The 18,757-nt window shown below is 43.7% G+C and carries 19 protein-coding genes; 14 read left to right on the forward strand and 5 right to left on the reverse strand.

From position 1 onward, the window contains the following. Positions 1-449: 449 nt before the first annotated feature. The 9 genes from ACHUFI_RS06975 (at position 450) to luxS (ending at position 10,928) form a co-directional block, all read left to right on the forward strand. Positions 450-707: an oxaloacetate decarboxylase subunit gamma gene (locus tag ACHUFI_RS06975; protein WP_394247621.1), complete on the forward strand. Its 258-nt coding sequence runs from the start codon at positions 450-452 to the stop codon at positions 705-707. Positions 708-738: 31 nt separating this feature from the next. Beyond that, entirely contained in the window at positions 739-2,517 is a 1,779-nt protein-coding gene (gene oadA, locus ACHUFI_RS06980) for a sodium-extruding oxaloacetate decarboxylase subunit alpha (protein WP_394247622.1), read from the forward strand. A 9-nt stretch (positions 2,518-2,526) separates the two neighbouring features. Continuing rightward, entirely contained in the window at positions 2,527-3,657 is a 1,131-nt protein-coding gene (locus ACHUFI_RS06985) for a sodium ion-translocating decarboxylase subunit beta (RefSeq protein ID WP_004741882.1), read from the forward strand. Positions 3,658-3,809: 152 nt separating this feature from the next. Next, positions 3,810-4,763 (forward strand): NADP-dependent oxidoreductase, encoded by a 954-nt coding sequence (locus ACHUFI_RS06990; RefSeq protein WP_394247623.1) that lies wholly within the window; start codon positions 3,810-3,812, stop codon positions 4,761-4,763. Positions 4,764-4,769: 6 nt separating this feature from the next. After that, positions 4,770-5,231, forward strand: a complete 462-nt coding sequence (locus ACHUFI_RS06995) for a YqaA family protein (protein ID WP_394247624.1) — start codon at positions 4,770-4,772, stop codon at positions 5,229-5,231. A gap of 10 nt (positions 5,232-5,241) precedes the next feature. Further along, positions 5,242-8,100 (forward strand): M16 family metallopeptidase, encoded by a 2,859-nt coding sequence (locus ACHUFI_RS07000; RefSeq protein WP_394247625.1) that lies wholly within the window; start codon positions 5,242-5,244, stop codon positions 8,098-8,100. Positions 8,101-8,203: 103 nt separating this feature from the next. Next, a complete protein-coding gene (gene gshA / locus ACHUFI_RS07005; protein ID WP_394247626.1) occupies positions 8,204-9,772 on the forward strand; it encodes a glutamate--cysteine ligase in 1,569 nt (522 codons plus the stop codon). Next, a complete protein-coding gene (locus ACHUFI_RS07010) occupies positions 9,765-10,385 on the forward strand; it encodes a transglycosylase SLT domain-containing protein (RefSeq protein ID WP_394248082.1) in 621 nt (206 codons plus the stop codon). The genes gshA and ACHUFI_RS07010 overlap by 8 nt, the downstream gene beginning before the upstream one ends. A gap of 24 nt (positions 10,386-10,409) precedes the next feature. Beyond that, entirely contained in the window at positions 10,410-10,928 is a 519-nt protein-coding gene (gene luxS, locus ACHUFI_RS07015; protein WP_394247627.1) for an S-ribosylhomocysteine lyase, read from the forward strand. A 70-nt stretch (positions 10,929-10,998) separates the two neighbouring features. Here luxS and ACHUFI_RS07020 read toward each other — a convergent pair whose 3' ends face one another. Both ACHUFI_RS07020 and ACHUFI_RS07025 read right to left on the reverse strand, forming a co-directional pair. Further along, on the reverse strand, positions 10,999-12,267 hold the full coding sequence (locus ACHUFI_RS07020) for an HlyC/CorC family transporter (protein WP_394247628.1): 1,269 nt from the start codon (positions 12,265-12,267) through the stop codon (positions 10,999-11,001). 129 nt (positions 12,268-12,396) lie between these two features. Then, entirely contained in the window at positions 12,397-13,191 is a 795-nt protein-coding gene (locus tag ACHUFI_RS07025; protein ID WP_394247629.1) for a cytochrome C assembly family protein, read from the reverse strand. 201 nt (positions 13,192-13,392) lie between these two features. Between ACHUFI_RS07025 and ffh the strand changes: the two genes are divergently transcribed. From ffh to rplS, 5 genes are all read left to right on the forward strand, one after another. Continuing rightward, positions 13,393-14,784, forward strand: coding sequence for a signal recognition particle protein (ffh, locus tag ACHUFI_RS07030; protein WP_394247630.1), 1,392 nt, complete (start codon positions 13,393-13,395; stop codon positions 14,782-14,784). 208 nt (positions 14,785-14,992) lie between these two features. After that, positions 14,993-15,241, forward strand: a complete 249-nt coding sequence (gene rpsP / locus ACHUFI_RS07035; protein WP_004410028.1) for a 30S ribosomal protein S16 — start codon at positions 14,993-14,995, stop codon at positions 15,239-15,241. 29 nt (positions 15,242-15,270) lie between these two features. Continuing rightward, positions 15,271-15,825, forward strand: a complete 555-nt coding sequence (gene rimM, locus ACHUFI_RS07040; RefSeq protein WP_394247631.1) for a ribosome maturation factor RimM — start codon at positions 15,271-15,273, stop codon at positions 15,823-15,825. A gap of 27 nt (positions 15,826-15,852) precedes the next feature. Further along, positions 15,853-16,611, forward strand: a complete 759-nt coding sequence (gene trmD / locus ACHUFI_RS07045) for a tRNA (guanosine(37)-N1)-methyltransferase TrmD (RefSeq protein WP_394247632.1) — start codon at positions 15,853-15,855, stop codon at positions 16,609-16,611. A gap of 42 nt (positions 16,612-16,653) precedes the next feature. After that, positions 16,654-17,007, forward strand: a complete 354-nt coding sequence (gene rplS / locus ACHUFI_RS07050) for a 50S ribosomal protein L19 (protein WP_032549758.1) — start codon at positions 16,654-16,656, stop codon at positions 17,005-17,007. Positions 17,008-17,142: 135 nt separating this feature from the next. Here the strand turns inward: rplS and yacG are convergent, their stop codons facing one another. Genes yacG through coaE form a run of 3 tightly spaced genes read right to left on the reverse strand, consistent with a single transcriptional unit; the run spans position 17,143 to position 18,756 of the window. Beyond that, positions 17,143-17,340, reverse strand: coding sequence for a DNA gyrase inhibitor YacG (gene yacG, locus ACHUFI_RS07055; protein WP_137355396.1), 198 nt, complete (start codon positions 17,338-17,340; stop codon positions 17,143-17,145). A 34-nt stretch (positions 17,341-17,374) separates the two neighbouring features. Beyond that, positions 17,375-18,115, reverse strand: coding sequence for a cell division protein ZapD (gene zapD, locus ACHUFI_RS07060; protein WP_394247633.1), 741 nt, complete (start codon positions 18,113-18,115; stop codon positions 17,375-17,377). Between the two features lie 32 nt (positions 18,116-18,147). Continuing rightward, the gene (coaE, locus tag ACHUFI_RS07065) at positions 18,148-18,756 is read right to left on the reverse strand and encodes a dephospho-CoA kinase (RefSeq protein ID WP_394247634.1); all 609 of its coding nucleotides are present in this window, start codon (positions 18,754-18,756) and stop codon (positions 18,148-18,150) included. Between the last annotated feature and the right edge of the window lies 1 nt (position 18,757).

Below are 18,757 nucleotides of genomic sequence, written 5' to 3' on the forward strand. Positions count from 1 at the left end.
GTCCTTAGCTCAGCTGGATAGAGTACCTGGCTACGAACCAGGCGGTCGGAGGTTCGAATCCTCCAGGACGCGCCACTTTTATTAAGAAAACCTCGTTTCGGCGAGGTTTTTTTATGTCTGTAGGTTTTTTTGTTACAAAATTGTTAAGTGTAATGTTGTGCAACTTATTGATTTTACAGCCCTCCTGACTTTCTGTGTTTGTTTATCCCATTCTCAATTTAATTCTTTTCCTAACGTCAAATTATGACTAGTTAATGTGGCTATAAAACGTATATTTAACAGAGTTATGTGATCTGAGTGGCGAAAAAGTAACCTAAAACGTGTTTTATCTATAGCTGAGCCTTAAACAAAATTGACAAAGTTTTACCAATCGAGATAATCCATGGGTCGGGATCATAATTCGCTGAAATCCTGCACACATTGTCAGGATGACAAAGAAAGGAAGCAAAATGGAAAATATTGGAAGCCTGCTAGGAGATGCGGCAACCCTGATGCTAACGGGGATGTCTGTTGTCTTTATATTCCTAACTATTCTAGTTTATCTCGTTCGGTTAATGTCAAAACTGGTACCAGAAGAAGTACCTGAGCCGATCGCAGCACCTAAAAAAAATCAAAAAATACAATCAACCCCTTCTGCTGTTAGTCCACAGGTAGTGGCAGCAATTTCGGCGGCGGTAAATCAATATCGCGCGTCTACTGCTAAGTAGCATTTGAAAGGATTAAAAGGAGTTAATGAGCATGTCTAAACCACTAGCTATCACAGACGTGGTACTTCGTGACGCACACCAGTCACTATTTGCTACTCGTATGCGTATCGAAGATATGCTGCCAATTGCGGCAGAACTGGATAAAGTCGGTTATTGGTCACTAGAGACTTGGGGCGGCGCGACGTTTGATTCGTGTATTCGTTTTCTTGGAGAAGATCCATGGGAGCGCTTGCGTGAGCTGAAAAAAGCGATGCCAAATACACCAATGCAGATGCTACTGCGTGGTCAAAACCTGTTGGGTTACCGTCACTACGCGGATGATGTAGTCGAAAAGTTTGTTGAACGTGCCCATAAAAATGGGATGGACGTATTCCGTATATTTGATGCGATGAATGACGTACGTAACTTTGAAAAAGCGGTGAAAGCAACGATTGACGTTGGCGGACACGCTCAAGGTACCTTGTCTTACACAACTAGCCCTGTTCACAACTCTGATACTTGGGTTGATTTGGCTAAGCGCCTAGAGGACCTAGGTTGTCATTCACTATGTATCAAAGATATGTCTGGCTTATTAAAGCCTTATGAAGCAGAAGAGCTGATTACACGCATTAAAGCGTCGTGTGATGTTCCTTTAGCGCTGCATAGCCACGCAACAACGGGTCTTTCTACAGCGACAGCAGTTAAAGCGGTTGAAGCAGGTATCGATATTCTAGATACGGCTATCTCTTCAATGAGCTGTACTTACGGACACACACCAACAGAAACGGTTGTGGCGATGCTAGAGGGTACAGAGCGTGATACTAATCTTAAGCTGGATCAGATTGAGCCAATCGCTTCTTACTTCCGCGAAGTACGCAAAAAGTACGCAAAATGGGAAGGTCAACTAAAAGGCGTCGATTCGCGCATCTTGATTGCTCAGGTTCCTGGCGGCATGTTGACTAACATGGAAGGTCAACTGAAAGAGCAAGGTGCAGCTGATCGTATGGATGAGGTACTTGAAGAGATCCCACGCGTACGTAAAGAGCTTGGTTACATTCCTTTGGTTACACCAACTTCTCAAATTGTCGGTACTCAAGCGGTTATTAACGTGCTTACAGGTGAGCGCTATAAGAGCATCACCAAAGAAACTGCAGGTCTATTGAAAGGCGAATACGGTCAAGCTCCAGCTGAAGTGGACGCTGAACTGCAAGCGAAGGTACTGGATGGTGCGGAAGCGATCACTTGTCGCCCAGCTGACCTACTGAAGTCTGAAATGGATGAGCTAACGACTGATTTGCTAGAAAAAGCGAAAGCAGAAGGCATCTCTCTAGCTGAAGATACGGTTGATGACGTACTGACTTACGCACTGTTCCCACAAGTAGGCCTTAAGTTCCTTAAGAACCGTCGTAACCCTGAAGCGTTTGAACCTGCTCCAACGGCTGAAGCAGCGGTTCCTGCAGCACCAGCTCCTGTATCTGGTGGCATCGAGAGCTACAGCGTGAAGGTTGACGGCCAAGTTTATGATGTTGAAGTAGGCCCACAAGGTCAATTGACATCGGTAGCGCCATCGGCAAAACCAGCTCAAGCGGTACAAGCGGCGCAGGTAGCGGCGTCTGATGCTGAAGCGGTTCCAGCTCCACTTGCGGGTAACATCTTTAAAGTGAACGTTCAGGCAGGCGCTGAAGTGGCTGAAGGTGATGTTCTACTTATCCTGGAAGCGATGAAGATGGAAACGGAAGTTCGTGCTGCACGTGGTGGTATCGTTCAAGAGCTGAATGTTAAAGAAGGCGATGCAGTTACTGTAGGCGCTCCACTACTAAGCTTAGCGTAAGGGAGTACCATGGAAGGATTGATGACCTTATGGTCTGAAACAGGGATTGCTAACTTCGAGTTCGGCCAGATTTGTATGATGCTGGTCGGTTGCTTGTTGTTGTTTTTGGCAATCCGTAAAGGATTTGAACCCTTGCTGCTTTTACCAATTGGTTTTGGTGCCGTATTAGCAAACATTCCAAATGCCGGATTTACCGATCCGGGCGGTTTGCTTTACTACGTTTACTACATTGGTATTGAAACGGGGATCTTCCCACTGCTGATCTTTATGGGTGTTGGTGCAATGACGGACTTCGGTGCGTTGATAGCTAACCCTAAAACGCTGTGGTTAGGTGCAGCTGCTCAGTTCGGTATTTTCGCAACACTATTTGGTGCGATCTTGCTGAACTATATTCCAGGTATGGAATTTACGATGGCAGATGCTTCTTCTATCGCGATCATTGGTGGTGCAGATGGCCCAACCGCGATCTTCTTAGCGAGTAAGCTTTCTCCTGATCTTTTAGGTGCGATTGCAGTTGCAGCATACAGCTACATGGCTTTGGTACCTATCATTCAGCCGCCGATCATGAAGGCATTAACGTCTCCAGAAGAGCGAAAAATTAAGATGGCTCAGCTGCGTCACGTAAGCAAAGGTGAGAAAATCCTTTTCCCACTTGCTGTGTTACTGATGACGATCTTGTTCCTACCTTCAGCAACACCACTGGTGGGTATGTTCTGTTTAGGTAACTTAATGCGTGAAGCGGGCGTGGTTGACCGTTTATCGAAAACGGCGCAAAACGAACTGATCAACGTAGTGACTATCTTCCTTGGCTTAGGTGTAGGTTCTAAGCTTCAAGCAGATACTTTCCTGAACCTTGAAACGCTAGGTATTTTGGGTCTAGGTGCGGTGGCATTCAGTATCGGTACTGCGGGTGGTGTGTTGATGGCGAAGCTGTTAAACCGTTTCTCGAAAGAGGATATCAACCCACTGATTGGTGCTGCTGGTGTATCAGCGGTTCCGATGGCAGCTCGTGTTGTGAATAAGGTTGGTCTTGAGGCAAACCCTCAGAACTTCTTGCTGATGCACGCAATGGGACCGAACGTAGCAGGTGTACTAGGCAGTGCAGTTGCGGCCGGTATTCTATTAGCGCTAGTCGGATAATTCGGTAAATCAGAGTGTTTGACCGAGATAGCACAAGGTTAATTGAGCGTTAATTTGCGATTCGCGTGTTAACTTATTCAGACAAAATGGTTTATAGTCAAAGGGATGCTTTCGCATCCCTTTCTTTTTGGGGCAATTAAGGAATTATTGAAATGGAAAATAAGCAAATAGCAATAACAGAATTTGGAGATGTCGGTGTGCTGGCAATTCAATCGAGCCAGATGCCGGAGCCTAAAGTTGGTGAAGTTCTTGTTAAAGTCGCGTTTTCCGGAGTGAATCCTATTGATGTCAAAACTCGTGCTGGTCTTGGGTGGGCTGCTGCGCAAAACAAAGATAACTTACCTTGGGTTCCTGGTTACGACATATCGGGGCAAGTCGTTCGTTGCGGAGAAGAGGCTGAACGTTTTTCTGTGGGAGAAAATGTTGCCGGGTTCGTTGGATTCCCATTGCAAGGTGGAGGCTATAGCCAATATATTTGTGTTTCTGAAGCAGCGCTCAGCTCTGTGCCTGATGCGGTCATGCTCGAAGCGGCAGCAGCTCTGCCGTTAGCGGGGCAAACTGCCGCGCAAGCTATCAATAAATCTGGCTTAAAAGAAGGGGAACGAGTACTTATTCTGGCAGGTTCCGGTGGTGTAGGGCATTTAGCCGTACAAATTGCTGTTGCTGCGAAAGCGGAAGTATTTACAACTTGTAGTGAAGACAATCTTGATTATATGGCGACGTTAGGGGCTCATGCGATTAACTACCACTTCGCTCCTGCGTCTGAACGAGTCTCGGATGTAGATGTCTTGATTGATCTAGTGGGTGGAGACACCGCACTAGATGCGCTTAAGTGCCTAAAAGATGAAGCTCGCGTAATTACTGTTCCAACATTAAGTGCTGAATTGATTTGTGAAAAAGCGAAATTGTTAGGTTTTGAAGCGAGCGGAATGCTCGTTGAGCCTAACCCTGCCCAGCTCGATACAATGCTCTATATGGTGAGTGTTGGGATTTTGAAAACTGAAATTCAACAAGTTTTTTCAATGTCTGAAGTGAAAGACGCACATACTCAAATCGAAACTGGTCACACGCGAGGCAAGGTACTACTTAAGATGCAAGAAGGTTGATATGCAGTGCTAGAGTCGTTTAACACACTATTCGAAACGATAGCGTATTGGTTTTCTGATTCAGCACTATGGGTGCTGTTTATAAGTGGTTTCCTTAGCGCTACTCTTTTACCCGGAGGCTCAGAGGCTGGCTTGATTGCCACTTTGAGCCTCAATCAGTTTTCCGTGATGTCAGTGATAGTGGTGGCTACGCTTGGGAATACCTTGGGCGGTCTCACTAACTACTGGCTAGGTTTATGGCTCCCAAATCGAACTCAATCTGAGAAACACGGTCATAAAGCCATGGCATGGCTAAATAAATACGGCTATTGGACTTTGCTGTTCAGTTGGTTGCCGGTGATCGGTGATCCTCTTTGCCTTGCTGCTGGATGGCTTCGAATGAAGTTTGTTCCTTGCCTCATTTTAATCACTATCGGTAAAGCGCTTCGCTATAGCTTATTAGCTGCACTGTATTTCGGTTTTTTTTAAAGGAGAACCTATGAAAAAGGTTGTACTAGGTACGTTTTCTCTTATCGCCTTATATGGCTGCTCTTACAACGTCCCTGTTTCTGTTCCTTTCTTTTCTTCACTTCCTGAAGGCGTCACTTTAGTTGAAGAGGTCGAAGCAACTTCAGGAAAGGTTGTTATTCCTTACTCAAAGTATCAGCTTGAAAACGGACTGACGGTAATTTTGTCTCCGGATGACTCTGACCCACTAGTTCATGTTGATGTTACCTATCATGTAGGTTCTGCTCGAGAAGAAATTGGTAAGTCAGGCTTTGCTCACTTTTTTGAACACATGATGTTCCAAGGTTCAGAAAATGTTGGAGATCAGGAACATTTTAAGATCATTACTGAAGCTGGTGGCACGTTAAACGGCACGACCAATCGTGACCGCACCAATTACTTCGAAACTGTGCCATCAAATCAGTTAGAAAAAATGTTGTGGCTAGAATCTGATCGAATGGGCTTTCTACTCGATGCTGTGTCACAGAAGAAGTTTGAAGTACAGCGTGATACGGTGAAAAACGAGCGCGCGCAAAGCTATGAAAATCGCCCTTACGGCTTAATGTGGGAGCGAATGGGTGAAGCTCTATACCCGGAAGGCCACCCTTATTCATGGCAACCGATCGGTTACGTGGAAGATCTGGACCGCGTTGATGTGAATGACTTAAAGGCCTTTTTCTTGCGCTGGTACGGCCCAAATAATGCGGTACTGACGATCGGTGGTGACATCGATGTTGATGATACGCTTGAGTGGGTCAGCAAGTATTTTGGCTCTATCCCTAGAGGACCTGAAGTTGAAAATGCGGATAAGCAACCAGCAGTGGTTACCTCTGATCGTTATGTCACGTTAGAAGATAATATTCGTCAGCCAATGGTATTGATTGGTTGGCCAACGACTTATCGCGGTGAAGAGTCTCAAGCCTCAGTCAATGCATTAACGGATGTATTAGGTTCTGGCAGCAATAGCTATCTGTATCAACGCTTAGTCAAAACTCAAAAGGCGGTAAGTGCTGGCGCATTCCAAGATTGTGCAGAGCTCGCTTGTACTATGTATGTCTACGCCATGGGAGATTCGGGGAAAAAAGGCGACTTAACTCCGCTCTATCAAGAAATGATGCAAGTGATGGACGAGTTTGAAGAGTTAGGAGTCCCACAAAGCCGTTTAGATCAAATCACCGGTATGGCCGAAGCAGATGCAGTATTTGCACTTCAAAGTGTGAAAGGCAAGGTGTCGCAGTTAGCGTCGAATGAAACCTTTTATGGCCAACCAGATCGCATTGAAACTCAGTTAGAGCAAATTCGTGCGGTGACACCGGAATCGGTGATGGACGCATATCAGCGTTTTGTGAAGAGCAAAAATAAAGTGACTCTCAGTGTGGTACCTAATGGTCAATTAGAGCTAGCGGTAAGGGAGGCAAATTTTGTAACTCCACCACGAACATTGCCTGAGTTTGAGAAAGTGACCGAAGAACAACTGGTCATGCGTAAGGCGGTCGATGATTTCGACCGAAGTCAGATGCCTCCGGTAGATGAAGCGGTTAAAGCATCGATGCCTGATTTATACCGAATTCATTATCAAAATGGCGCGGAGCTCATCGGAACCATAAGTGATGAAACCCCAACCGTTCAGCTCGAAATCCAACTTCCTGCAGGAGAGCGTTATGTTAGCAAAGGTCAAGAAGGGCTCGCTAACCTCACGGCTGCGATGATGGAAGAAGGTTCAGCAGATAGAACGGTTGAAGAGCTACAAGCAGTATTAGATAAGCTAGGTAGCCAAATTAGTGTCAATGCTGGCAGCTACACAACGGACATCGCTATTTCATCACTAGAAAAAAATCTAGCTGAGACACTGACGATAGTGGAAGAAGTATTGTTGAAGCCTAAATTCTCTGAAGAAGATTTTGCGAGAGTGAAGAATCAAATGCTTGAAGGTGTGATATACCAGCACCAACAACCAAGTTGGATGGCATCACAGGCAACCAGGCAGATTATTTTTGGAACGACGATCTTTGGACGTTCGAATGATGGTACAAAAGCCTCTCTTCAAGCTCTTACACTGGATGATGTAAAGCGCTTCTACAAACAAAACTATACTCCAGAAGGGGCGAAGGTTGTGGTTGTAGGGGATATCAGCAAGCGTGGTATTAAAAAACAGCTCGAGTTTTTTGAAAGCTGGCAAGGCGATGCAGCTCCTATCGTGCGTCCTGAGCGCATTACGGACTTAAAAGAGCAAAAAATCTACTTGGTTGATAAGCCAAACGCTCCGCAAAGTATTGTTAGACTAGTGAGAAGGGGCTTGCCGTTTGATGCCACTGGTGAGCTGTATATGAGTAAGTTGGCGAACTTTAACTTAGCGGGCAACTTTAATAGCCGTATTAATCAGAACCTAAGAGAAGATAAAGGCTATACCTACGGTGCCAGTGGCTACTTCGCGAGTAACCGTGAAGTTGGAGTGATTGTTTTTGGAGCTCAGGTTAGGGCTAACGCAACGATTCCGTCGATAAACGAGTTTGTTTCGGAACTGAATGAATTTAGCCAAGCTGGTTTGACTGACCAAGAAGTGGATTTCATGCGTTTAGCGGTTGGCCAACAGGATGCGCTGAAGTATGAAACACCTTCTCAGAAGGCCAGCTTACTGAGTAATATTGTCACATTGGATCTAGACGAAGATTATCTTCAGCAAAGAAATGAGATTACTGAGCGAATCGAAAAAGAGACATTAAATCAACTTGCAGCGAAGTGGTTTGATCCAAATGAATACCAAATAATCGTAGTGGGTGATGCCAAAACACTTCGTCCGCAATTAGAAAAATTAGATATTCCGATGGAAGAGGTTGAAATCGTCCGTTAGAGTACTTATTAATGGAGGGGGCGATTGCTACTCGTAAGCTTTCCTCCATAACCGAATTTATGATAGTTCTGATCAGAACAATATAAGAAAAGTGAACTGAATTTTGACTGATTTTGCTGCGCGACTTAAGCAAGTTGCAAACAACCCTTCGACTTTTAAAAAATTGGGTCGTGGTGTTGAGAGGGAAACGTTACGTTATACGATGGATGGCCACTTAGCCTCTAGCCCTCACCCAAAAGCGCTTGGTTCCGCGTTAACCAATGAATGGGTTACCACGGACTTTGCTGAGTCTTTGCTAGAGTTTATAACTCCAGTCTCAAACGACGTTCCTACGTTATTGAATCAACTTTCTGATATCCACCACTTTACTCAGACTAAACTTGATGGCGAAAAGTTATGGCCACTGTCCATGCCATGTTTTGTTGGTAGTGAAGATGATATTCAGCTTGCTCAATATGGCTCTTCAAACAACGGTAAAATGAAAACGTTATACCGTGAAGGTTTAAAGCGCCGCTATGGTAGCTTAATGCAGATTATATCTGGTGTGCATTTTAACTTTTCTTTTCCTGAGTCTTTCTGGGACTCTTTATATGGTGAGCAAGAAGAAGCGACACGCAGTGAGTACAAATCTGAAGCTTATTTTGGGTTGATTCGTAACTATTACCGTTTTGGTTGGCTTATCCCATATTTCTTTGGTGCGTCACCGGCACTTTGTTCGTCTTTTATTCAAGGAAGAGATACAAAGCTTCCTTTTGAGAACATTGGAAAAACATTATATTTGCCGAAAGCGACTTCGCTTCGACTAAGTGATTTGGGCTATACCAATAGCGCACAAAGTTCGTTGAAAATTGGTTTTAATAGCCTAGAGCAGTATTTAGAAGGGCTAAATACTGCAATTCGCACTCCTTCTAACGAGTTTGCTGAGATCGGTGTCAAGGTTGGTGAAGAATACCGACAGTTGAATACTAATGTATTACAAATCGAGAATGAGCTGTACGCTCCAATACGTCCGAAACGCGTCGCTAAAAATGGTGAAAAACCGTCTGAAGCTTTGGCTCGCGGCGGAGTGGAATATATTGAAGTTCGTTCTCTAGATGTTAACCCGTTTAGTGCTATAGGCATTAATGAAGAACAAGTTCGATTCCTAGACTTATTCCTGACGTGGAGCGTTCTTACTGACTCTGCTGAGATGGATAATTGCGAACTTGAATGTTGGCGCGACAACTGGAATAAGGTCATTCTTGAAGGGCGTCAAACAGGGTTAGAGTTGAAAATTGGCTGCGATGGCGAAAGGTTATCACTGCAAGACTGGGCGAAACGCGTATTCAAAGATCTACGTTTGATCGCTGAAATGATGGATGCTGAGCTAGGTGGCAATGCGTATCAGCAAACTTGCGAAACATTGGAAGCGTGGATTGATGATCCAGAGCTAACGATATCTGGTCAGCTTTTAGCAAAAACCAAAGAGTTAGGTGGATTGGGGCATGTTGGGTGTGAACTCGGAAAAACATACTCTAAACAGCATAAAGACCATCAATATCAGGTGTATTCTGAGCAATTGATGGAGGAAGAAGTAGCACGCTCCGTCAAAGCTCAAACTGAGGCCGAAAGCGCCGAATCGCAAACATTTGACCGTTTTCTTGACGAGTACTTCTCTTACCTTAATGCGTAGAATACCTGATACTTCCTTAAAATTATTTGGTGCTAGCAGTGTGTTATTACTGCTAGCCGGTTGTGCCGCAACGCCACCAAAGAAACAAGATAATATCTGCAGTATTTTCCGAGAGCATCCTTCTTGGTTTGAAGACGCTTTAGATATGGAAGAGGAGTGGGGCACTCCGATAAATGTGGCGATGGCATTTGTTAAGCAAGAGAGTAGTTTTCGACATGATGCCCGCCCACCTAAAGATTACCTGCTAGGGTTTATTCCCTGGGGGCGAGTGAGTAGTGCTTATGGCTATGCTCAAGCGCAAGACCCTGCATGGGAAGATTTTCAGAAAGCAACTAATCATGGTGGCTCTCGAACAAGTTTTGATGATTCACTAATGTTTATCGGCTGGTATACTAGTGAAACACAGCGTCAACTTGGTATCTCGAAATGGGATCCTTATAACCAATATTTGGCATATCACGAAGGACGTGGTGGCTATAAGCGTAAGAGTTATAATTCTAAGCCGTCTTTAATAAAAGTCGCACGAAGAGTTGAACAACAAGCAAAAGATTATGGTTGGCAATTAAAACAGTGCCGACAAGAACTGGAAGATAACCGAAGCTGGTTTTTTTAGATTAGCTCGTCATGGAGAGAAACAATGCCATTACTAGATAGTTTTACTGTCGATCACACTCGTATGAATGCACCAGCTGTTCGCGTTGCGAAAACAATGCAAACGCCAAAAGGTGACACTATTACTGTGTTTGATTTACGTTTTACAGCACCGAACAAAGATATTTTATCTGAAAAAGGTATTCATACTCTAGAGCATTTATATGCCGGCTTCATGCGTGCCCATTTAAATGGCTCTGAGGTTGAAATTATCGATATTTCACCAATGGGATGCCGAACTGGTTTCTATATGAGCTTAATTGGAACACCAACAGAGCAAATCGTTGCGGATTCTTGGCTGGCAGCGATGGAAGATGTACTTAAAGTTGAGTCTCAGAATAAAATTCCAGAGCTAAATGAATACCAATGTGGTACTGCAGCGATGCACTCCTTAGAAGAAGCAAAAGAGATTGCGAAAGCGATTATTGCAGCAGGTATCTCTGTGAACAAAAATGATGAGCTAGCTTTGCCAGAGTCGATGCTTCAAGAACTAAAAATCGACTAACATAATTTGTTCTTCGTGAATCAAAAAAGCCTTGTTCAATGAACAAGGCTTTTTTATTAAGAAAGGTGCGCTATTTAGCCAGCTGTGGAAAAACGCGGACTAGTTTAATTCTGTTTTCTTCTAGCTCTACAATTTCCATTGGGTGTTGTGCGACTTGGACGCTTAAATGGCTTTCTGGAATGTCTTCCAAGTGTTCTAAGATCAACCCGTTCAGAGTCCTTGGGCCGTCAGTTGGTAAATCCCATTGTAGGCCTTTATTAATGTCTCTAATATTGGCACTCCCTTCGATCAAGAAACTGCCATCACTTTGTGGAGTAATTTCCTCTGACAAGCTTGGTGCAATAGACGTCGTAAACTCACCGACAATTTCTTCTAGAATATCTTCAAGTGTGACCAACCCATTGATATCGCCATATTCATCGACAATTAGTCCAATTCGTTGCTTGTTGCGCTGAAACTTTAATAACTGAACATTCAGCGGCGTAGCTTCAGGAATGAAATAAATTTCATCGGCTGCTCGGAGTAGGGTTTCTTTATTAAACTCATTTTTCTCAAGCATCAGTCGATACGCTTCACGTAGCCTTAGCATCCCTACGACTTCGTCGATTTGATCTCGGTATAGAACAATTCGACCATGAGGAGAGTGGGTTAACTGGCGAACGATGGATTTCCAATCATCATTGATATCTATACCTGTGATCTCATTGCGCGGCACCATGATGTCATTGACCGTGACGTGCTCCAAATCAAGGATAGAAACCAACATATCTTGGTGACGTTGAGGGATCAAATTACCGGCTTCATTTACTACGGTTCTAAGCTCCTCTGAGCTAAGGTGGTCCGTCGCATTATGATCGGCTTTGACGCCAAGAATCCTGATGAAACCATTAGTGATAAAGTTAACTAATATTACTAACGGCGATAGGATTTTCATTAGGATCGTAAGCAGAATACTACTCGCGTACGAAACTCGCTCTGGAAACAATGAAGCGATGGTTTTTGGCGTAACTTCGGCAAAAACGAGGATGACAAGAGTCAAAGCTCCGGTTGCAATCGCGACACCTATGTCCCCGTAGATTCGCATCCCGAGGATTGTAGCAATTGCTGAAGCAAGAATATTAACTAAGTTGTTACCGATGAGAATAAGGCCTATTAAACGATCAGGGCGGTTGAGTAGTTTTTCTACTCGACGAGCACCCTTATGCCCAGTGTTGGCTAGATGTTTGAGTCGGTAACGATTCAGAGACATCATCCCTGTTTCTGAACCGGAGAAATAACCTGAGATAATAATGAGACACGCGAGTAGCGCAAATAAGATACCCGTTGATATGTCGTCCAAACTATTGCTTTCCTATTGAGATGTCTGCTTAATTAATGACCGAATCTGGTCTGGATGTCAATTGAATATATCGTATTCAATGTTTTATAGGCAAGGTGCAATCTTACACCCAGCCAGAAGAGGTGGAACCTAACTCAAGATGATCTCTTGAACAAAGCGGCTTCCAAAATACGCAAGTGTTAGTAAGCTTGCTCCTGCTACCGCAAACCAAGTCACTTTTTGCCCGCGCCAACCTTTTTGGTAATGTCCCCAAAGTAAGACAGAGTAGATAACCCATGCAATGAAAGATAATACGGCTTTATGCGCTTTACCTTGAGCAAACATGTCTTGCACGAAAATGAAGCCAGTCAGTAAGGTACCGGTTAATAAGCCATTACCAATCAGGATGATCTTGAAAAGTTGTCTTTCGACCATCATTAAAGGTGGAAAGTTAGGGTTTAAGGCGAGTGCTTTTTTATTTTTGAGCTTGTAATCCAGCCAAGCCAGTTGAAGCGCGTATAAGGCGCCAATCGTTAGAGTAGCGTAAGAAAACAGAGCTAATGAGATATGGAGTAATAACTTAGGGTCGTTTTCTAAATGGCGAATAAAAGTGCTAGGTAGGAATGCTGCTGCTGAGAGGTTTAATGCTGCGAAACTATAGATAACAGGCAGTAAGAACCAAAGCCTATTTTTGAGCATCGCAAAACTCATCACCAAAGAAATAATGAAGCTAATCAGAGATGCCACATTAAGGATACTTAGGTTCTGGCCGTTGTCGTAGACAATAAGATCACTAAGTAGCCATGCATGAAAAACCAAAGCAAGTGCTGCACTTATAAATACAGTTTTCACTCGAATTCCAGTTTGGTGAGCCAAGCCTGGAATGATTGTGGAGATCGCCATTATATAGAGAAAGGCTGCAACTATCGCAATGAGGCTGTCCATGGTTTCCATTTAAATGATTGTTGAATTGATGAATTATACCTTGCATCGCGTCTTGGGGCTACGGTGAACCTCACTCAATTCCAAGTGAACATTGCCTCACATCACAAGCGTGAATTATTAAGGCTCTACAACGGGTATGACTCTAATCCACGCTAATGTATACTCAACCTAATAGTCGCAGGATTGAGCGAAGAGAAAAGTATGTTTGATAATTTGACGGATCGTCTATCCAAAACGCTGAAAAATATCAGCGGTAAAGGTCGTTTGACCGAAGACAATATTAAAGAAACGCTACGTGAAGTGCGTATGGCTCTATTGGAAGCTGACGTTGCTTTACCGGTAGTTCGTGATTTCGTTAAGCGTGTTAAAGAAGGTGCTGTTGGCGTAGAGGTTTCTAAATCTCTTACTCCTGGCCAAGAGTTCATTAAAATCGTTCAAGCTGAACTTGAAGCGGTTATGGGTGAATCTAACGAAGCGTTAGATTTAGCAGCTCAACCTCCTGCTGTTATTTTGATGGCCGGCTTGCAAGGTGCGGGTAAAACCACATCGGTCGGTAAATTATCTAAATTACTCACAGAGCGAGACAAGAAGAAAGTCTTGGTTGTGTCTGCCGACGTTTACCGTCCTGCTGCGATCAAACAGCTAGAAACATTGGCTTCAGATGTGGGGGTTGATTTCTTCCCTTCTTCTGCAGACCAAAAGCCTATCGATATTGCGAATGCAGCGATTGACCACGCGAAGAAGAAATTCTACGACGTGCTGCTTGTCGATACCGCGGGTCGCTTAGCCATCGATGAAGAAATGATGGGTGAAATCCAAGAGCTTCACACAGCAATTAACCCAGTTGAGACGCTGTTTGTTGTTGATGCAATGACAGGTCAAGATGCAGCGAACACTGCAAAAGCTTTTGGTGATGCGCTACCGCTAACGGGTGTGATCCTAACTAAGGTTGATGGTGACGCTCGCGGTGGTGCTGCTCTGTCGGTTCGTCATATCACAGGCAAGCCAATCAAATTCTTAGGTGTTGGTGAGAAAACTGACGCACTAGAACCATTCCACCCAGATCGTGTTGCATCTCGTATCTTAGGTATGGGTGACGTTCTGTCTTTAATCGAAGACTTACAAAAGAACGTTGATACCGAAAAAGCAGAGAAGCTGGCTAAAAAGTTCAAAGAGAAGAAAGGTTTTGACCTTGAAGATTTCCGTGAGCAACTAGGTCAGATGCAAAACATGGGCGGTATGATGGGCATGATGGATAAACTTCCAGGCATGTCTCAGCTACCAGACAACGTAAAAGACAAAGTTGATGATAAGATGTTCAAGCAAATGGAAGCAATCATCAACTCCATGACGATGAAAGAGCGCCAACGCCCTGAGCTAATTAAAGGCTCACGTAAAAAGCGTATTGCAGCTGGTTCTGGTACTCAGGTACAGGACGTAAACCGCTTGCTCAAACAGTTCACTCAAATGCAGAAGATGATGAAGAAAATGCAGAAAGGTGGAATGAAAGGCATGATGCGTAATATGCAAGGCATGATGGGTGGTGGTGGCATGGGTGGTATGGGCGGTGGCTTTAACCCGTTCGGCCGATAATCCCAGTTGCATCGTTAATTTTCAGACTGTTATCTGCGTCACAATAAATGTACAGGTAATGTGTTGGTGAAAAAATAGCTAAACCCCTTGCATTGCCCCGGAATAAGAGTAAAATTCCGGGGCTTTAATTTGGCACGAGACCCCAGACTATTTAGCGATAAATGGTTATTGGGGTTAATTATTTTTTTAAGAAAGCAAAGAGGACGACATGGTAACCATTCGTTTGGCACGTCACGGCGCTAAGAAGCGTCCATTCTATCAAATCGTAGTTGCGGATAGCCGTAACGCTGCAACTGGCCGTTTCATCGAGAAAGTAGGTTTCTTTAACCCTACAGCTCAAGGTCAAGAAGAAGGTCTACGTCTAGACCTAGATCGCGTTAACCACTGGGTTGGTCAAGGCGCATCTCTATCTGACCGCGTAGCTAAGCTAGTTAAAGACGCTCAAAAAGCGGCTTAATTTTTACTTTAAAGTAGAAGAATTAGCTTATGTCGATGAAGGGTAAAGAAACGATGAGCAAGCAAGACGAAAAAATTGTTATGGGCAAGTTTGGTGCTACCTATGGCATTCGTGGTTGGCTCAAAGTTTTTTCCTACACAGACAATGCTGAAAGCATATTCGATTACTCCCCTTGGTATATAAACCAAAAGGGAAAGTGGGTTGAGTTTAAAGTTGAAAGCTGGAAGCGCCATAACAAAGGTATGGTGTGTAAGCTGGAAGGATTTGAGGTCCGCGAGGATGCTCATGCCCTGACTAATTTTGAAATCGCGATAGACCCTGCTTCATTACCTGAATTGTCAGAAGAAGAATTCTACTGGCGTGAATTGTTTGGTATGCAAGTAGTAACCACTAAAGGTTACGATCTAGGTGTTGTAACAGACATGCTAGAAACTGGCTCAAACGATGTTCTAGTAATCAAAGCAAATCTTAAAGATGCTTTCGGACAAAAGGAACGGTTAGTACCGTACCTTGAAGAGCAAGTGATCAAGAAAGTTGATCGCGAAGCTCAACGGATCGAAGTTGACTGGGATCCTGGATTCTAACTTTAAAATCATAGAGCGAGAGAACACATGTGGGTTGGCGTAATTAGCCTATTTCCTGAAATGTTCCGTTCAGTTACTGATTTTGGAGTAACGGGTCAAGCGGTAAAAAAAGGTCTTTTATCTATTGAGACATGGAATCCTCGCGATTTCACTCATGATAAACATCGCACTGTTGATGATAGACCTTACGGTGGTGGTCCTGGCATGTTAATGATGGTTCAGCCTTTGCGCGATGCTATCCAAACTGCCAAACAAGCATCACCGGGAAAGACGAAAGTTATCTACCTTTCACCTCAAGGTCGTAAACTCGACCAGAAAGGTGTGGAAGAGCTGGCAACAAACGAGAATTTACTTCTTATTTGTGGTCGCTACGAAGGGGTAGATGAGCGCATCATTCAATCTGAGGTCGACGAAGAATGGTCGATTGGAGATTTTGTGATGACGGGTGGTGAATTGCCAGCCATGACGCTGATTGATTCAGTCTCTCGGTTTGTACCGGGTGTACTTGGAGATTTCGCATCAGCAGAAGAAGATTCTTTTGCAAATGGTTTGCTAGATTGCCCTCACTATACGCGCCCTGAGGTGCTAGACGATAAAGAAGTACCTTCGGTACTCAAGTCTGGAAACCATAAGGACATTCGTCGCTGGCGATTAAAACAATCGTTAGGCCGAACTTGGCTAAGAAGACCAGAACTCCTGGAAAACCTAGCTCTGACTGACGAACAGGAACAATTACTGGCTGAATTCATTAGAGAGCACCGCTCTAAAATGAAAAGCAAGCAGTAACCTATTAAATTTAGTATCAGTTTATTCTAGGAATTTATACAAATGAGCAACATCATCAAGGCTCTTGAAGAAGAGCAACTAAAATCAGACCTTCCTAAATTCGCACCAGGTGACACTGTTGTAGTTCAGGTTAAGGTAAAAGAAGGTGACCGTGAGCGTCTACAGGCTTTCGAAGGCGTTGTAATCGCTATTCGTAACCGTGGTCTTCACTCTGCATTCACAGTTCGTAAGATCTCGAACGGTGAAGGTGTTGAGCGTACGTTCCAAACTCACTCTCCAATGGTTGATAGCATTGAAGTTAAACGCCGCGGTGCAGTACGTCGTGCCAAGCTGTACTACCTACGTGAGCGTTCTGGTAAGTCTGCTCGTATTAAAGAGAAGCTTGCTAAGAAGTAATTCTTTTTGCATTCTATCGATAAAAGCGGAGCCATTTGGCTCCGCTTTTTTGTGTCTGAAATTTGGGCTGATTTTTAGTTAGCTATTAAAAAAGCAGGTATAAATACCTGCTTTTCATAGTTCAATAGTAACCAATTAATATTGGTCTTCTGACCAACCATCGCTGTCAGACATATCGGGGGCACCTGCGATGCTGTTTTCTTCATCAGCCCACTCACCAAAATCAATCATTTGACATTGCTTACTGCAAAATGGTCGATGAGGGCTTTGTTCTCCCCATTCCACATCGGTGCTGCATTGTGGGCATTTTACAATCGTTAGCTTCTTAGACATATATCGTGGTTCTTTAGTAAGGTAAAAATAGGTATCAGCTGCAAATAGCTAAATCAAATTCAATGTCTTTGGTACAAGCTTGACCTGTTTCAAAGCTCATGAATTTGACTGCAAAACGGTTCTTATGCCCGGAAATCATTGGATAAGCTCCATATTGCATTGGAATGGAGAGCCTTAAAATATTGGCTTCTTCAGCATCACTTTGGAAAAAACCAGCTCGTGCCATTTGATTGGTGAAATGACCTGTCTCGCGAGTCAGCTTTAGCCATAAGCTTAAAGCATCATATAAAGCTTGGAGGCTATCTGTCCAAGATTTTGCGTCTCGAATTTTTTTCTCAATAGGCAAATGTAGCCAATAGTGTAGTGCAGGCAAATCAAAACAACAGGAGCCACCTGGCAAATTAAATCGTTGGCGAATAGCGCTTAAAAAACGGTCTTCTTTTAAGGATTGTCCGAAACGTTCGGCAAGCATTAGCTGACGGTGGACTTGATCAACATTGTTTAACAGCGATAGGAGCATTTCTTGATCGACTCCATCGACATTCAACCAACTTTTATAGGTTAAACGCTGTTTTTCTATGTCTTTAGCCAGTTCACTTTTAAGCTGAATTTGTTCAAATATTTCAAGGAGATCAAATAAAGATCGAAAGAATAATTGGTACTGTTGAGGATCTGAAAATGTTGATGACACATGCAGTTGCCTTAAAAGTGATTCCACTCTTAAGTAAATGCGGGTTTTCTCATTTAATGGATGTTCAAACTTATGGGTGGTCATCTAACTTGCCTTAATTGTACTCTTCGCTATTTTCACCGATCTCCACCACAAATAGCCAGATACTTTTGGTGTAAATCTGTGACTTGAGACAAAAGTTTTCCGTTTTTCGTATTATTTTTAATCACATCATCAGCGGCAGCTAATCGCTCCTCTCTTGTTGCTTGAGAGCGTAAGATAGCTTGCACTTGCTCATGAGAAACACCATCACGTGATGCGGTTCTCTTAATTTGTTCTTGTTCGCTGACATCGACAACAAGAACCCTGTCCGCCATAGACTGCATATTGTTTTCAATAAGTAGTGGTACGACTAATAAACCATAAGGAGAGGTCACTTGAGTGAGCTCTAAGTTAATTTTTTCCCTAATCATTGGGTGAAGTAGCTCGTTGAGCCACTTTTTTTCTAGATCATTAGAGAAAATGGTTTCTCTTAATTTTTGTCTATTCAGCGTCCCATCTTGATGGAGTACGGATGATCCAAAGCGCTTCTCAATGGCGACAAGCCCTTGGCTTCCAACTTCAACCACTTCACGTGCAACGACATCAGCATCAACGATATCAATGCCAAAATGTTCATTGAATAAGTTGGCGACCGTAGTTTTCCCGCTGGCGATGCCGCCGGTTAGTCCAATAATTAGTGCCATG

Source organism: Vibrio profundi (assembly GCF_043642225.1).
GTDB classification, from domain to species: domain Bacteria; phylum Pseudomonadota; class Gammaproteobacteria; order Enterobacterales; family Vibrionaceae; genus Vibrio; species Vibrio profundi_A.

Bases quoted from the DNA above. Each gene is read 5' to 3' on its own strand.
- ACHUFI_RS07000 (WP_394247625.1), top strand. From the start codon at position 5,242: ATGAAAAAGGTTGTACTAGGTACGTTTTCTCTTATCGCCTTATATGGC.
- rpsP (WP_004410028.1), top strand. From the start codon at position 14,993: ATGGTAACCATTCGTTTGGCACGTCACGGCGCTAAGAAGCGTCCATTC.
- oadA (WP_394247622.1), top strand. From the start codon at position 739: ATGTCTAAACCACTAGCTATCACAGACGTGGTACTTCGTGACGCACAC.
- coaE (WP_394247634.1), bottom strand. From the start codon at position 18,756: ATGGCACTAATTATTGGACTAACCGGCGGCATCGCCAGCGGGAAAACT.
- ACHUFI_RS06975 (WP_394247621.1), top strand. From the start codon at position 450: ATGGAAAATATTGGAAGCCTGCTAGGAGATGCGGCAACCCTGATGCTA.
- rplS (WP_032549758.1), top strand. From the start codon at position 16,654: ATGAGCAACATCATCAAGGCTCTTGAAGAAGAGCAACTAAAATCAGAC.
- trmD (WP_394247632.1), top strand. From the start codon at position 15,853: ATGTGGGTTGGCGTAATTAGCCTATTTCCTGAAATGTTCCGTTCAGTT.
- ACHUFI_RS07010 (WP_394248082.1), top strand. From the start codon at position 9,765: ATGCGTAGAATACCTGATACTTCCTTAAAATTATTTGGTGCTAGCAGT.
- ffh (WP_394247630.1), top strand. From the start codon at position 13,393: ATGTTTGATAATTTGACGGATCGTCTATCCAAAACGCTGAAAAATATC.
- ACHUFI_RS07025 (WP_394247629.1), bottom strand. From the start codon at position 13,191: ATGGACAGCCTCATTGCGATAGTTGCAGCCTTTCTCTATATAATGGCG.
- rimM (WP_394247631.1), top strand. From the start codon at position 15,271: ATGTCGATGAAGGGTAAAGAAACGATGAGCAAGCAAGACGAAAAAATT.
- luxS (WP_394247627.1), top strand. From the start codon at position 10,410: ATGCCATTACTAGATAGTTTTACTGTCGATCACACTCGTATGAATGCA.
- ACHUFI_RS06990 (WP_394247623.1), top strand. From the start codon at position 3,810: ATGGAAAATAAGCAAATAGCAATAACAGAATTTGGAGATGTCGGTGTG.
- yacG (WP_137355396.1), bottom strand. From the start codon at position 17,340: ATGTCTAAGAAGCTAACGATTGTAAAATGCCCACAATGCAGCACCGAT.
- ACHUFI_RS06985 (WP_004741882.1), top strand. From the start codon at position 2,527: ATGGAAGGATTGATGACCTTATGGTCTGAAACAGGGATTGCTAACTTC.
- zapD (WP_394247633.1), bottom strand. From the start codon at position 18,115: ATGACCACCCATAAGTTTGAACATCCATTAAATGAGAAAACCCGCATT.